The 15,356-nt window shown below is 58.2% G+C and carries 9 protein-coding genes; 8 read left to right on the top strand and 1 reads right to left on the bottom strand.

Annotated features, from left to right (window positions below; translation table 11 throughout):
• Positions 1–13: 13 nt before the first annotated feature.
• Positions 14–187, bottom strand: a complete 174-nt coding sequence (locus DW796_RS10425) for a hypothetical protein (RefSeq protein ID WP_158567706.1) — start codon at positions 185–187, stop codon at positions 14–16.
• Between the two features lie 323 nt (positions 188–510).
• Between DW796_RS10425 and DW796_RS06645 the strand changes: the two genes are divergently transcribed.
• From DW796_RS06645 to brxL, 8 genes are all read left to right on the top strand, one after another.
• Entirely contained in the window at positions 511–1,161 is a 651-nt protein-coding gene (locus DW796_RS06645) for a DUF1819 family protein (protein ID WP_117763121.1), read from the top strand.
• A gap of 1 nt (position 1,162) precedes the next feature.
• On the top strand, positions 1,163–1,855 hold the full coding sequence (locus tag DW796_RS06640) for a DUF1788 domain-containing protein (RefSeq protein WP_118094642.1): 693 nt from the start codon (positions 1,163–1,165) through the stop codon (positions 1,853–1,855).
• Between the two features lie 78 nt (positions 1,856–1,933).
• Positions 1,934–5,596, top strand: coding sequence for a BREX system P-loop protein BrxC (gene brxC / locus DW796_RS06635; protein ID WP_118094641.1), 3,663 nt, complete (start codon positions 1,934–1,936; stop codon positions 5,594–5,596).
• 66 nt (positions 5,597–5,662) lie between these two features.
• Positions 5,663–8,179 (top strand): BREX-1 system adenine-specific DNA-methyltransferase PglX, encoded by a 2,517-nt coding sequence (gene pglX, locus DW796_RS06630; RefSeq protein ID WP_118094640.1) that lies wholly within the window; start codon positions 5,663–5,665, stop codon positions 8,177–8,179.
• Between the two features lie 9 nt (positions 8,180–8,188).
• Positions 8,189–9,034 carry a hypothetical protein gene (locus DW796_RS06625; protein ID WP_118094639.1) on the top strand — a complete coding sequence of 282 codons (846 nt, stop codon included), beginning with the start codon at positions 8,189–8,191 and terminating at the stop codon, positions 9,032–9,034.
• Between the two features lie 145 nt (positions 9,035–9,179).
• Positions 9,180–10,148: a hypothetical protein gene (locus tag DW796_RS06620; RefSeq protein ID WP_118094638.1), complete on the top strand. Its 969-nt coding sequence runs from the start codon at positions 9,180–9,182 to the stop codon at positions 10,146–10,148.
• A gap of 23 nt (positions 10,149–10,171) precedes the next feature.
• A complete protein-coding gene (gene pglZ / locus DW796_RS06615) occupies positions 10,172–12,880 on the top strand; it encodes a BREX-1 system phosphatase PglZ type A (RefSeq protein ID WP_118094637.1) in 2,709 nt (902 codons plus the stop codon).
• Positions 12,881–12,891: 11 nt separating this feature from the next.
• Positions 12,892–15,291, top strand: coding sequence for a protease Lon-related BREX system protein BrxL (gene brxL / locus DW796_RS06610; protein WP_187362382.1), 2,400 nt, complete (start codon positions 12,892–12,894; stop codon positions 15,289–15,291).
• Positions 15,292–15,356 lie beyond the last annotated feature (65 nt).

Here is a 15,356-nt window from a genome sequence, read left to right as displayed (position 1 = left end):
CATGGGGGAGGGCTTATCTCGAGGCTCGCATCCGATCCGCCTCGGCCTTCGCTTGTTTCCAGGGACGCACACGACCGTTGGTGAGGTCGTCATAACCATGAGCGATGGTACGTTGAATGTGATCTTCGCGTTCCTGAATGGTAGTTAGCGCGCGCGTCTGATCAGAAATAGGCTTTATGACAGGCATATGAAACTCCTTATATAGAACCATGCGTAGAACTCTATGTTGAGTGTAGCGGAGGGTGGGGACAGATTCGCAAGGGCGGTTGTCTAGTAAGTGTGATTTGGGGCAATCTCGTCAAAGCTTCTGAGCTGCGAAAATAACCGTTAACCGGATTTAATTTTGTTGCTCAACATTTGACACTCTGGGCGTGGTAACTTTTTTACCAACAGGTATGATTATTGTCATGTGCGCCGCGCCTGCCTGCCGGGTTGCGGCGCACTTGTGACAGCCTTTGACACCCTTGGAGCGTGTACTGTGGATGTAACCACAAAAAGCGTTCGGGGGGGGTGCTCACCCGCGAGCAATTCCTCCCGCATGAGATGCGCATCGTCGCTGCCCTGCGTATACAGGGCGCAAGCGACGAGCAGGTCATTGTACGCGTAAAGAGCGAGAACCTCTTTCAATATCCCACGGAGCGCATGGTCGCCAACCGCGCAACCGTGTGCCTTCGCCGCCTCGACGCCATGGTGCCCACGGACGCCGCATGCGCCGCGCGCGGCATCGACCCCAATACCGCCGTCGAGGCCGCGTCATCCCTAACCAGCCTTATGGCATCTGGCACTCCCACGCAGGCGGACCAGGCCATCTTCTACAGCATGATCTGCCGCTACGACATCGTGCGCGAGCTCGTGCTCGTCGAGGTAGGGGAGCGCCTGCAAAACTTTGATTATGCCTTTACGGCGGTTGACCTCAACGCCTTTATGACGCGCTTTACCACGGAGTATCCGGACGCCGCCCGCTGGACCGAGTCCACGGTCACGCGCATCAAAGGCTCGCTGCGCCAGACGCTCCGCCATGCCGGTCTTATCGGCGAGGGTCAGGGCCCGGAGTCCGAGCGCCTGTCACCACTCTTCCTCGATTCCGATGTCGAGCGAGCCTTGATTCAGCTGGGTGAGCAGTCGCTTATCGCGGCCCTTACCGGCAGGGCGGTGATGTAGCGTGGCTCCCGTCAACAGCGCCATCGACCCTGCTATCACCCCGGCGACGGACATCACCACCAATATCGGCATCCATTCCCGCCAGAGCGTCGTGGCGGCGCATGCCCGCTCCGAGCGCGCCCGCCAAGAATTTGAGCGCCGCGCGCAGCTCCTGCGTGAGTGCCTGTGCAGCGAGGACTTTTTGGCCAACAAGGGCATAGGTAACGAGATCGGCTTCCATACCTTCTGCTACGACCCTGCGCTGGAGTTTGAGGCGCGCGCGTTGTTTGACACCCTTTCACGCGATGCCGAGGCCGGAAAGCTCCCGTGCACGCTCAAGGTCGTAAACCTCTACGACGCCGTGCTGGCGATCCTCGAAAAGCGCCGCGTCCTCAAGACCATCCCGCGCCAAGAGGAGCGTCGCGGTACCCAGCGCGTGCTCGAGGACGTGGCCAAGTTCGCCTCGCCCGAGAAAGTCGCCGCGTGCATCCTTGAACAAACCGAGCCGCACGTGCCCAGAGACGTCATCCTCCTCACCGGTGCAGGTGAGGTCTTCCCGTTCTTTCGCATGCACACGCTTCTCCACTGCATGCTCGCGGATTTTGATGATGTGCCGGTGATCGCCGCCTATCCGGGCAGCTTCAACGGCTCTTCCTTCCAGCTCTTTAACCGTCTGCCGGCCGATAACTACTACCGCGCCATCGATATCTCGTAAGCACGGCTCCCCGCAGGCAAGTCCCTGCCGCCGGTAACAACCCTTTGCCATAACGTTCCCAAACTCAAAGGAGCACCCATGGACAACACGATCATTCGCGACCTCTTTGCAAAAGACATCAACCGCTCCATCAACGGCGTGGTCAAGGTCCAGGATTCAAAAGATGGGTCCATCCGCCAAGAGCTTGACGAGTACGTGGTGACGCGCGAGTTGCAGAGGCACTTTGCCACGTTCTTCAAGGCCTACGGCGATGCCATCAATGTGCGCACCGACAAGATCGGCGTGTGGATCAGCGGTTTCTTCGGTTCCGGTAAATCGCACTTCCTCAAGATGCTGAGCTACCTGCTCGAGAATCGCCAGATCGGCGGTAAGAGCGCCATCCGCTACTTTGACGGCAAGATCGTCGACCCCATGGTCGCGGCTGCCATGGAGCGTGCCTGTTCGGTGCCCACGCAGGCCATCCTCTTTAACATCGATAGTAAGGCGGGCCAGTGGAAGCAGGGCGATACGGCTCCCACGGCGCTGCTTCGCGGCTTTGAGCGCATGTTCTACGAGGCGCGCGGCTTCTACGGCGAGGACCTCAAGCTTGCAAAGCTCGAGGACTACATCGATTCCCTGGGCAAGACCCAGGAGTTCCGCGAGGCCTTTGAGCGCGTCAACGGCGAGTCCTGGCTCCAGACCCGCGACACCTACAGCTACTTTGAGGACGACGTGGTCGAGGTGCTGCAGAGCGTGCTCGGCATGAGCGAAAAGGCCGCATGGAACTGGCTCGAGGGTTCTGAGGACGAGGTTTTGGCCCCCGATGTTTTTGCCAAAAAGGTCAAGGACTACGTAGACGCTCGGGCAGCGGCCCACGGCGGCAACTTCCGTTTGCTCTTTATGGTCGACGAGGTGGGTCAGTTTATTACAAACGACAAGGACCCAAGCCTTATGCTGAGCCTTCAGACAATCGTCGAGGAGCTGGGTGCCGCCTGCGGTGGCCGCGTGTGGGTGATGGTCACGAGCCAGGAGGCCATCGACAACCTGAGCCTGCCCGTGGGCAACGACTTTTCAAAGATCCAGGGCCGCTTCAATACCCGCCTTTCGCTCTCCAGCTCCAGCGTGGACGAGGTCATCCAGCGCCGTGTGCTCGAGAAGACCGCGCCGGTGGCCGATATGCTTGCACGGGTCTACGAGCAAGACGCCGCCGTGCTCAAAAACAACTTTACCTTTGAGGGTGGCTCGCGCTCCGACCTTGCCGGCTACGCCAACTCCAAGGATTTTGTGGCTAGCTACCCGTTTGTGGGCTACCAGTTTAAGCTCTTGCCCGACGTCATGACCGAGGTGCGCAAGCACGGTGTCAAGGCCAAGCACATGTCAACGGGCGAGCGCTCCATGCTGAGCGCGTTCCAGGAGAGCGCTCAGGCCATCCAGCATGACCAGGCCGGTGCGCTCGTGCCGTTCTGGCGCTTCTTCGATACCATCTCCAAGGACCTGGAGCACGGCATCAACCAGGTGGTCGACCGCGCGATCCGTGCGGCCGAGGACGCAAAGGGCCTTGAGGCCTATGACGTACAGGTGCTCAAGCTCCTGTACCTGATTCGTTACATCGGCTACGTCAAGGCCACGGTCGAGAACATCTCCATCCTTATGATCGACGGCCTCGATGTGGATAAGCGTGCCCTCAAGGACCGCGTCAAGGAGTCCCTTGCCCGCCTGGAGCGCGAGAACTACGTGGCGCGCCAGGGCGATACCTATAGCTTCCTCACCGACGAGGAGCAGGAGATTGCGCAGGAAATCGCGCACACCCCGATTGACAACGCGCAGGTGATCGAGTCCATCAAGAAGCGCCTGTTCGACAGCATCTACACCGCGCGCAAGCTCAACCGCGGGGCCAACGACTTCCCGTTTGACCGCTATGTGGACGGCTCAATCCACGGTACCAGCATGGGCGGCATGGAGCTTTACGTGGCGACTATGGCGAGCGACCTGGGCCGTGCGGACGATACCGAGCTGGCCTTGGCTTCTTCGGGCAAAGCCATCGTGGCCTTGAGTGACGAGGCGGATTATTGGGAGACGCTCGTCAGCGCCGCCAAGATCCGCAAGTACGCCAAGACGCGAAATCTCCAGGAGCTTCAGCTGAGTACCCGCCAGATCGTCGAGGCCAAAATGCGCGAGAAGGACTTTAACGAGAAAGAGGCTGACGCCCTTTTGGCTGAGGCGGTGCTCCATGCACGATGCGCCGTCAACGGGCGCATGATTGAGATCCGTGCTGCCAAGCCCGCCCAGGTCTTTGAGCAGGTGCTGGCGCAGCTGTGCGATGTGGTCTTTGAAAAGGCCGGCTATATCGGCGCGCCGGTCACGAGCGATTCCGATATCCGCTCCACTCTGGCGGGCAACGTTCAAGCGGGGCTCGCTGACATGAACGCGGGTAACACGCGTGCGCTCAAGGAGGTCGAGGACTACCTCAAAGTGCAGCACCAGCGCCATCTGGATACCGCTATGGGCGATATCCAGCGCCAGTACCAGCAAAGGCCCTTTGGCTGGCGCGAGGTCGACATCGCAAATGTGGTGGCGCAGCTTGTGGTGGAGCAGCGCGCGCAGGTGCTGTTTGGCGGCCAGACGGTTCAAGCTAACGATAGCCGCATGGTAGCGCTCCTGCGCAAGGATGCCGATAAGGCCCAGGTGCGCTTGCGCGTGCGCATGAGCGACCGGTTGCTGCGCGCCACGGGCGAGCTCATGCGTGATCTGTTTGATCTCAAGACCGTGCCCTCCAACGAGGATAAGCTCGTGGCCGAGCTCAAAGAGCGCCTTGAGGGCTTGCGCGAGGCGTGCCTCGCCATGGCACGCGACTACTACACGGGCATCAAGCCGGCCTACCCGTATCCCGGTGAGGACGAGTGCGAGAAGATGCGCTCGGAGGTGGTCGACGTCCTTAAGGACCAGAACGAGGCCGAGGCGTTCTTGACCACGTTCACCAAGCATGAGGAGCGTTTGCTCGATGCCAAGGAAGACTTTGATAAGGTGGTTGAGTTCTTCGGGTCCAACCAACGAACAGCGTTTGACCACGCCAAGGATTTCTTGAGTCGCACCGAGGGTATCGAGTATGCCTCCGATGACATTCCCGGCGCGGTGAAGAGCGTGGCAAAGGTGCGCGAGATCCTCAAAGATCCCAAGCCCTACGGCCATATTAAAGACCTGCAGCCGCTTATGGATCCCGTCGAGGACGACATGAAAAAGCTGTTGGGCATCCGCCGCAATGAGTTTTTGTGTCGCATCGAGAGCGATCTGCAAGACCTGCGGGCGCAGGCCGAGAGCCAAAAGGGCTTTGTCAATCAGGCTAAGGATGCCATAGCAGGCGCCGGCACCAAATACGAGTCGTTCAAAAACCGTGCCCACAGCGCTCAAAGTCTCAACGAACTGAGCGTTGTTGCAACTAACTGGGGCGACTGGCTCAGTGCGGCGGCCAACGAGATGTACGACGCTGTGGATGAGGCCCGCGTGCGTATGGACAACGAGCGCCGCGCCACTGAGGTCACGAGTACGGGTGAGGTGGTCAAGATGGTCTCCAACAAGGGCGCCGCATCGTCTGCTCCCGTGCCTGCACCCGTGCCCCAGCGCAAGATCAAGACCGTGCGCCGCGCCGATCTGGCCAAGCCGAGCCGCCTCACAACCGCAGAGGACGTGGAGCGCTATGTGGATGACTTGCGCTCCCGCCTTATGCAGACACTCGCTGCAAACGACGAGATTCGTATCAACTAACCCGCGGAGCAACCGGCGCCAAAGCGTGCGCCGGTTGCTTATGGCGTTTAGAAAGGCTCATCAACCATGAACGATTCTGCTCTTAAGAGCTTCTGCACCTGGGCCCGTACGGAGCTCATCAAAGGCGTGGAGGCGCAGATGGTGCGCTACGGCATCACCGAACCTGCACCCGTGCCCGTTGGGTCCGAGACCGTCAACGGCCTGCCTCTAAGTCCGGCTGAGATTGAGCAGCGCGACGAACTGCTGCGCATGCAGGCAGAGGTGGGTCACGAGGCGCTGCGCGACCGTGCGGCCTACACCTGGTTCAACCGCATCGTGGCCATTCGCTTTATGGATGCACGTGGATGGCTCCCCAGCCGTATGCGCTTGCTAAGTCGTGCGGACGGCAGCCATGGCAGCGAGGCCGTGGAGAACGCACTGGACGTGGAGATAGCGACGGTCGATACCGATCACATAGCCGAGCTCAAGATGGCGGGCTTGGATGAACCGCTGTGGCGCTACCTGTTTGTGGCTCAGTGCGAGGAGCTTGCCGATTGCCTGCCGGGCGTCTTTGAACGCGTAGGCGGAGCCATGGAGCTGCTGTTGCCCCAGGGTCTCATGATGGCCGACAGTGTGGTGGGCAAACTCAATGCCGTCCTCACTGACGAGGACTGGCGCGAGGGCGTGACCGTTCTGGGCTGGATGTATCAGTACTACAACGCTGACGTTAAAGACGAGTTCTTCAAATCCAAGCGCAAGGCAGCGGCGGCGGACATCGCTCCCGCCACGCAGCTCTTCACGCCCGAGTGGATTGTGCGCTATATGGTCGAGAACTCGCTCGGCCGTCTGTGGATGCTCAACAACCCGGGGAGTTCTCTACGCGAGCACATGAAATATTACATCGAGCCCGATGCTGAGCACGAGGACTTCATCCGCATCTCGAGCCCCGAGGAGATTTCGCTCTGCGACCCAGCGTGCGGCTCGGGCCATATCCTGGTTTATGCGTTTGAGCTGCTCTTTGCCATGTACGAGGAGCGCGGCTACCGCGAGCGCGAGATCCCGGAGCTCATCCTGACCAAAAACCTCGCTGGCATGGAGATCGATTCCCGTGCGGCTCAGATCGCCGAGCTGGCGCTTGCCATGTGCGCCCGCGAGCACGATCGTCGCTTTTTCAAGCGCGCCGTGCGCGCCGACGTTACCGTGCTCTCGAGCATCCCGCTGGGAGAGGACGAGCTCCCGGGCAACAAGAAGCTCGCCGAGGAGCTGAGCCATTTGGGCGAGATCGGTTCGCTGCTCAATCCTTCAGAGGACGAGATCGACGAGCTCAAGGCTGCCGCCGCGAGTTGTTCCGATGACCTTTTTGCCGCTACGGCCAAAACTAAGCTCGAAAGCGCTGCCGCCATCTGCGAGAAGCTGCCCCGTCGTTTTACCTGCACCGTTGCGAATCCTCCGTATATGGGCAGCAGCAGCTTTAATCCATTCATGAGCAAGTGGGTCAAGAGAAATTATCCCGACGTGAAGAGTGACCTGTTCTCTTCGTTCATCGTGCGCATTATGGACTTTGCTGGCGAGCACGGCGAAGTCGGAATGATGACTCCATTTGTTTGGATGTTTATCGGTAGCTACGAGAAGCTTCGAAATAGGCTTATCGATGACAAGACCCTAACCACGCTCATTCAGCTCGAGTATTCTGGCTTTGCAGGGGCAACCGTGCCCATCTGCACGTTTACCTATCACAATTCGCATATCGATGGTTATAAAGGCGGATACGTTCGTCTTGCCGATTTTACTGGCCCCGCGGTTCAGGCTCCCAAGGCGCTGGAGGCCATCCAAAACCCCGACTGTGGCTGGTTCTACCGCCGCAACGCCGACACCTTCAAACAAATCCCCGGCACCCCCATAGCCTACTGGGCCAGCGATGCTCTTGTTGAATCGTTCACAAAAGGAAAGAGGCTCGATGCCATTGCTACTCCGCGACAGGGCTTGGCGACGAGCGATAATGGCCGCTTTTTGAGGAAATGGTGGGAAGTGGTGCCTTCCAACACATCGCGAGATTGCAGTGGCAGGCCCGAGGCAAAGCAAAGTGGTTCCCGTTGGTTTCCGATTATTCGGGGCGGCTCCTATCGAAAGTGGTGGGGTGACTACGATGAGGTGGTTAATTGGTTTGATGACGGTCGGGAGATGAAGGAAGCAATTCTGTCCAAGTATACCTATCTCTCTACACCTGATTTTGTGATCAAGAACCAGAACGACTATTTCAAGCCCGCAGTTTCCTGGTCTAAAATTTCTTCCAGCCTCGCCTCCTTTAGGTTTGCACCTCGAGGGATGCTTTTTGAGGTAGCTGGAGCATGTCTTTTTGCGGAGCCGAACGAGCTTCGATTCATCCAGGCTTTCTGCAACTGTTCCATTGCCGAAATTGATTTGGCGTTTATGTCGCCGACTCTAAACTTTGAGGTGGGCCAAATCGGCCAGTTGCCGATTATCCAAGATGAGGATGCCGAACCGACTGTCTGTTCACTCGTCGAAGACTCTCGCTCAATTTCCAAGGCGGACTGCGATTCGTTTGAAACCTCCTGGGATTTTAAACGTAATCCTCTTGTCTAGGTGATCGTCATGGCTGAAAAGAAGAGGCGCAAGCCTGTTGATAAGACTAAAATCGAATATGTCGAACCTAAGCCAAGCTGGATAAAGGCTGTTAAGGTTGATGACCATAACGACGTTATGGATTCTATTATTCAGTTTTTTCTGGTTGAATCCCCTTGTAAAGGTGTGAGTAGCAGAGGGCTATCGCTTCTTGATTATGGATGGGCCGATAGCACTCCTCCTAAATCCGGGTATCTTCACCGAAGATTATTGGAAGTGGCCAATCTCTGCGATGGGTCGACGCTATTTACGGCCACACGAAAAGAAGAGATGAAAAATAGGTTTGTTGATGCTGGTATGCCTGGAAATTTTGCTTCAACTTGTACCTCAAATCGCGTTGCGGCGCTCATCAGCAGCAATTTTGTGCTTGATTTATTTCGGATTATTAGAAATTCGTTGGCACATTGTCGCTTTCAAATGGTCGATAAGAACGGTGTAGATTTCATTGCTTTTGAAAACGGTATGCCAGGAAAAGATCTCATTGGAGTGGATTCATTTGAGGTGAGTTCTCGTTTATTTCTTAAATGCAGCACTCTAATTGATTGGATTGCTGTGGTTAAGTCCGAGGCTATATACGAGGCGGAAGAAATTGCCCACAAGAAAGAGGCCACAGAACGGGAGTGGGAAAACAAACGCCAATTGGTTTTGTCTCGAATATCGAAGGGGTCTTACTCAAATAAAGATGATCTCGGGAAGGACTGTGAGCTATCTAAGCGTAATTTAGATAAATTACTTGGTGAGCTGAAGGCCCAAGGGCTTATTGCTTATTCACGTTCTAATCGAAAATGGGAACTTACTGGTGACGCAAATCAGTGAGTAAGAGATGTTTCATCTTTGATTGCGAAGAACGGTGTGTCGAATGAGCTTCCAACGTTTTTTATCGCAAAGAGGCTCGCTGTCTCTCGAAAGTGACCTTTTTAATGAAATTAGTCGGCGTTTTTAAATGAGAGGGCGGTCAAATATGGCCACTTTACTTCAAGATAAATACGAGGCCCGCAAGGCCGAGGTCAATGCTCGCTTTGAGCAGCTTCGCGCTAACGAGGAAGAGCTCAACCGAATCTTTGCCAAGATTTACAACATGGAGGGGGAGGTGCCCATCGAGGTCGAGGATAAGTACGTTTCGGTGGCACGCGTCTTCGACACCGCCGACGAGATTCCCGAGAGCTATAAGGGCAACAAATACGTGCGTACCAAGCGCGACGAGGTCACCTCGCTCATAAGCTATGCCGTCGGCTGCATGTTTGGCCGCTATTCGCTGGATGTGGACGGGCTGGTTCTGGCCGATCAAGGCGCCATGGTCGACGACTATCTGGCCAAGATGCCCGATCCCGATCACGTGACCTTTATGCCAGATGGCGACAACGTGCTGCCCATTACCGACGACGAGTACTTTGACGACGACATCGTGCGCTATTTTATTGACTTTGTGCGCACCGTGTACGGCGAGGAGACGCTCGAGCAGAACCTGGCCTTTATTGCCGAGGCGCTCGGCGGCAAGGGCACCTCGCGCGAGGTCATCCGCACCTACTTTTTGAAGGACTTCTTTAAGGACCACTGCCAGACCTACAAGAAGCGTCCCATCTACTGGCTGTTCGACAGCGGCAAGAAGAATGGCTTCAAGTGTCTTGTTTACATGCATCGCTACCAGCCCGACCTGTTGGCTCGCATTCGCACCGACTATGTGCATGAGCAACAGGAGCGCTATCGTTCCCAGATCGGCTATGCCAACGATGCCCTTGCCGGTGCCGAGCGCGGCGAGCGCGTGCGTTTGGATAAGCGCGTCAAAAAGCTCAACGACCAGCTCAAAGAGACTATTGCCTTCGAGGAGAAGCTGCACCACTTGGCAGACCAGATGATTAAGATCGACCTGGATGACGGCGTCAAGGCCAACTACGCCAAGTTTCAGGATGTGCTGGCAAAGATCAAGTAACTGCAGATACGGTAAGGATATTCATGCCCAAGATCGATGTAGAAGAACAGCTCAAGCTGCGGTTTTTGCAACCGTTGCCCGCATGCGTGCCGCGTCGTGTGGTGGTTTGGCACGATGCGGACGGCGAGTTTGCCTCTGAGTTTGAGCGATTGGCTGCCGAGGGTTTCGACGGCGTGGGGGCCGATGCCGGCGTAATGCCTGCTCACGGTGACTTTGAGCGTCCGGTGCGCTTTGTTGAGGCCTGCGAGGGCCGCATGTTTGCCGTCAAGAAGCTCATCAACCGCGATGACCTTGCGAACGATATCTTGCTGTATCGCCGTTGCCCGCGCGGCAGGCTTGTGGGTGATTGGCTTGCCGATGTTGAGCTGTATGCCGATCAGTTCCAGGCTGACTATCTTTCGCTTTTGGCCGATCAGCTGGGCATCGAGAATATCGACGCCGTGCGCGAGAGCCTGCGCGAGCACAAGACCTTCTTTGATGCCAAGACCCGCTGTGCTAAGTTTGCCGCGTGCGTTCCGCACGCCGCGGGCGCATCCGATATCGAGCTTGGAATCCTTACGGTGATATTTGGCGGTAAAGAGCTTGGCGACGCGCGACCCGCGTTTGTGCTGCGCGGCTGTATGACCACGCTGCTGCACGAGGGTCCCGAGGCGCTGGCCGAGTTGATGGACAAGTACTGCGTGCGCGATGTGCTCTCTGCCTTTATGCTTCGCTGCTATGGGTTTGAGGTGCCGCTGTATGAGCGCGACTCATTGCTTATGCTTTCATCCCATGTGCTCCTTACAGCGGCGTCTACCGCGCTTCCCGAGGGAGCGCTCAAGGGACTCGAAAGCTATGTGGCTCCCGCCTACGGCCCCTATTGCCTTGAGGCGGTGCGCACGTGGGACCAGGCCGCCGATGCCCAGGCATCGAGCGAGGACCTATTTGAGATCTGCCGTTTGGTAGAGGATGCCCGTGGACTCTTTGCGCGGTTCGAGACCTTGCCGATCGATGTGCTGACCTCGCTTGATGTGTTTCCGTGCGTCAATGAGGCCGTGCTCTCGCAGCTGTTCTGCTCGTTTGCCCAGGGCGCGGACCGTGTTGAGGATGCGCGCACATTTGCTGCGCGCCGTTGCGACCTAAGCTGGTACCGTCGTGTCGAGAGCTACTTTGACTTGCTTGCTGCCGTGGCCGATATGTGCGCGTTTAGGCAGGCACACGCGGGCGGGTTCCATCTGGCGCAGCCCCAGCAGGTGTGGGATGCCTACACGTCCGATTGGTATGCCATGGATGCCGCCTATCGTCATATGTGCAACGCGTATCTGCGGGCGCGCTCCGTCGAGTGCGATGTACTCGAGGAGCCTGCCCGAGCCGTGGTGGACTGGGCGGAGAATCTCTACAGCAACTGGTTTTTGGCCGATGCCAATGCCTGCTGGACATCAGCTGCGCAAGGGGAGTGGGCCGATTGCGGCTACATCGATGGCCCTGCACGGCAGGATGAATTCTACTGGCATGTGCTGCCCACCTTTGTGGGGTCTGCCAAAACGACGGTCGTTATCGTAAGCGACGCGCTGCGCTATGAGGTGGCCCGTGATGTCGCGGCGCTTCTCGAGCGCGAGCGCGGCGGCAACGTCAGGGTTTCTAGCATGCAGGCGGTCTTTCCCTCCATCACCGAGGTGGGCATGCCCGCGCTGCTGCCGCACCAAGCGCTTGAACTTGCAGCGGATGGCTCGCTTGTGTTGGCTGACGGCATGCCCACTGCGACGACTCCGCAGCGCGAGGCCGTACTTACCCACGTTGAGCCCACGGCCCGCGCTTTGCGCTCGAGCGCATACCTCAACATGGCGGGAACCGAGCGCAAGGCGCTGCTCAAGGACTCTAAGCTCGTTTATCTCTACCACAACAAGATCGATGTTACGGGCGAGAAGGCCGCTACGCAGGATGACGTCTTCGATGCCTGTGCGGACACCGTGGAGGAACTTGCTGCGTTGGCGCGTCGCGTGTGCACCGACGCCCTGGGTGCGCGTGTTGTTATAACGGCGGACCACGGCTTTATCTACACGCGTCGGGAGCTCAGCGAGTGCCAGATGCTCGGCAAGCCGGACCTTCCCGTCCTTGACGCTCCCGTCATGTACGGCAAGCGTCATCTGGTGGTGCCCAACGAGGCCGTGGGCGAGCTTTCGGACGAGGTGCGTGGGGTGTTTGTTAATGTTAACATGGGACGTTTGTGCGCCGGCTTTGAGGGGTTTGCCCCGCGCGAGAACGTGCACTTTAGGCGTCCCGGCGGTACTAACAACTACGTCCATGGCGGCATGAGCCTGCAGGAGCTTTGCGTGCCCGTTATCGGATTTTGGCGTGCGCGCTCGGGTTCCAAGGACTTTGTCGATACGCGCGCAGCGACGCTGCGCGTACTGAGCGAGGGACGTCGAGTGACCAACTCGATCTTCTCGGTCAACTTGATCCAGGAAGAACCTGCCCAAGGCAAGGTCTTGCCGTGCGAGTACGAGCTGGTGTTTACCGATGCAAGCGGCAACGAGGTGAGTGATACGGTCAAGGCGCATGCCAACAAGACTTCTGTTAACTCGCAGGAGCGCGTGGTGCATGCCAAGTTTGCGTTGCATGCAGCGGATGGATTCTCGGCCAAGGGTCCGTACTATCTGGTCTGCCGCGAGCGCGAGACGGGCAAGATCGTTTGGCGCGAGACGTACACCATTGCTGTTTCGTTTGCCCCTGTTGCTGACTTTGGTTTTTAGGAGTGTGCCCTATGTTTGATAGCCATGACGACGATCTGTGGGAAGTTCCCTCGATTGATGTGAATGCGCCGGTGCAGGCTGCGGTGCCTGTAGGGGAGGTTGTGCCTGCCCCGGAGGCTGAGACTGCCGAGCCTGCTCCGGAGGCCGTGCCTGTCCCGGAGCCGACGGAGACCGCTGCGCCCGCCGAGGCCGAGGTGCCCGCTGAGGCCGAGGCGCCCGCCGAGGACGAGTCCTCGACCGATGGCTATGCCCAAGCCGTGGCCGAGGCTCCCGAGGACGACGGCTACGACATGGATGGACTGGACGGCAAGCTGCTCGAGCACTTTGGCGGCAAGATCGTGCGAAAGGACCTGACGGCCCTTATGAAGCGCGGCGCCAACGTGCCCACCTTTGTGCTGGAGTACCTGCTGGGCATGTACTGCTCAACCGACGACGAGGACGCCGTGGCGGAGGGCCTGGGGCGCATCCGCAAGATCCTCACCGATAACTACGTGCGTCCCGACGAGTCCGAGCGCATTAAGTCCAAGATTCGCGAGCTGGGTCGCTTTACCATCATCGATAAGGTGACGGCCAAGCTCGACGAGTACAAAGACATCTACGTGGCGTCGTTTGCCAACCTGACCATTGAGCCGTTTGTGATGCCGGCCGAGTACGTGCGCGACTATTCCAAGATTCTCCAGGGTGGTATTTGGTGCATTATGAGCATCGAGTATCGTCGTCCCATGGAAGAGGAAGACGAGTTTGGCATGGAAGTCTTTGGCGACGATGCGCCGCGCCGCTCCAAGGCCAAGCGCAAAAAGCGCGGACCCGAGGACTCTCCGTTTAGTGTGGCGTCGCTCACGCCCATCCAGATGCCCAACCTGGACCTGGACGCCATGATCGAGGAGCGTCAGTATTTCTCGCGCGACGAGTGGCTCAACATGCTGCTGCGCTCTGCCGGCTATGAGCCCAGCGAGCTTTCGGAGAAGGAGCGCCTGCACTTTATCGAGCGTATGGTGCCGCTCATCGAGCGCAACTACAATCTGTGCGAGCTTGGTCCCCGCGGCACCGGCAAGAGCCACATCTACAAAGAGGTTTCGCCCTACGCCATTTTGCTTTCGGGCGGGCAGACCACCACGGCCAACCTGTTCGGCCGCATGAACTCCATGCGCGCCGATCGCGTGGGCTTGGTGGGCCATTGGGATTGCGTGACGTTCGACGAGGTCGCCGGCATGCGCTTTAAGGACACCAACGCCGTACAGATCATGAAGGACTATATGGCGAGTGGCAGCTACGCGCGCGGCCGCGACCAGATTAACGCCGATGCCTCCATGGTCTTTGAGGGCAACATCAACGACACCGTGCAAAACGTCCTTAAGACCACGCACCTGTTTGATCCGTTCCCGCCGGAGTTTAACAACGACTCGGCCTTCTTCGACCGTATCCACTATTACCTGCCGGGCTGGGAGATTCCCAAGATGCGCTCGAGCCTGCTGACCGGGCATTACGGCTTAATCACCGACTGTCTATCGGAGTTTTGCAAGGAGATGCGCCGCAAGGACTTTACGCATCATATCGACCGCTACTTCCGCTTTAACAGCGACTTTAACAAGCGTGACGAGATTGCCGTGCGCAAGTCCTTTAGCGGCCTGGCCAAGCTGTTGTTCCCCGACGAGGCTATGGACAAGGACGACGTTCGTTGGCTGCTGGACTACGCTATCGAGGGCCGTCGCCGCGTAAAGGAGCAGCTCAAGATTATGGCGGGCGTCGAGTTTATCGATGTCAACCTGGGCTATATGGATGCCGACAATCCGCAGGACGTGCACGTGGTGCGCGTGCCCGAGCAGTCCGAGGATACGTTGATTCCCGATGGCCCGCTGCTGTCCGGTCACGTGTTTGGCGTGGGCAGGTCGCAGGGCGGCGAGGTTGCCGTGTACAAGCTGGAGAACAAGGCTGTCGCCGGAGAGTGCAAGTTTAAGCACGAGGGCGTTGCCTTTAACAAGCCGGTGCGCGATACGCTGGAGGCCGCGTTCGACAACTTTGTGAACCTGGCGAACCGTGTGGCGCCGGGCATGCACATTGGCTCAAAGGACTACCTGCTGTTCTATAACGACCTGCAGAGCAAGGGCCTGTCCGAAGAAGTCTCGCTTGCCGAGTTTGTGGGCCTGTGCTCCGCGGCGTGCAACCGCTCGGTGATGTCCGCGCTGGCGGTTCCGGGAATCTTGCGCATGTCGGGCTCTATGGATGAGATCCGCGGGCTCGAGGACATCATGCGCGTGGCCAAAAACGCCGGCGCCAAGCGCGTGATATTGCCGCTGAGCGCCATCGCGGGCCTGCAGAGCGTTTCGTCCGAGATTATCTCGGGGTTGAGCCCGGTGTTCTACATGGATGGCGACCCGGTCGATGCTGCGAAGAAGGCGCTGGATCTATAGGGATGCGAGCGCGCGGGCTTGCGTGCGCGAGGCGTTTGATGCGCACGTGAGCCCGCGAGCATGTT

Origin of the sequence: Collinsella sp. AM31-2AC (assembly GCF_003469285.1) — a bacterium.
GTDB classification, from domain to species: Bacteria; Actinomycetota; Coriobacteriia; order Coriobacteriales; family Coriobacteriaceae; genus Collinsella; species Collinsella aerofaciens_AT.
This window is presented reverse-complemented; position numbering and strand designations above follow the sequence as displayed.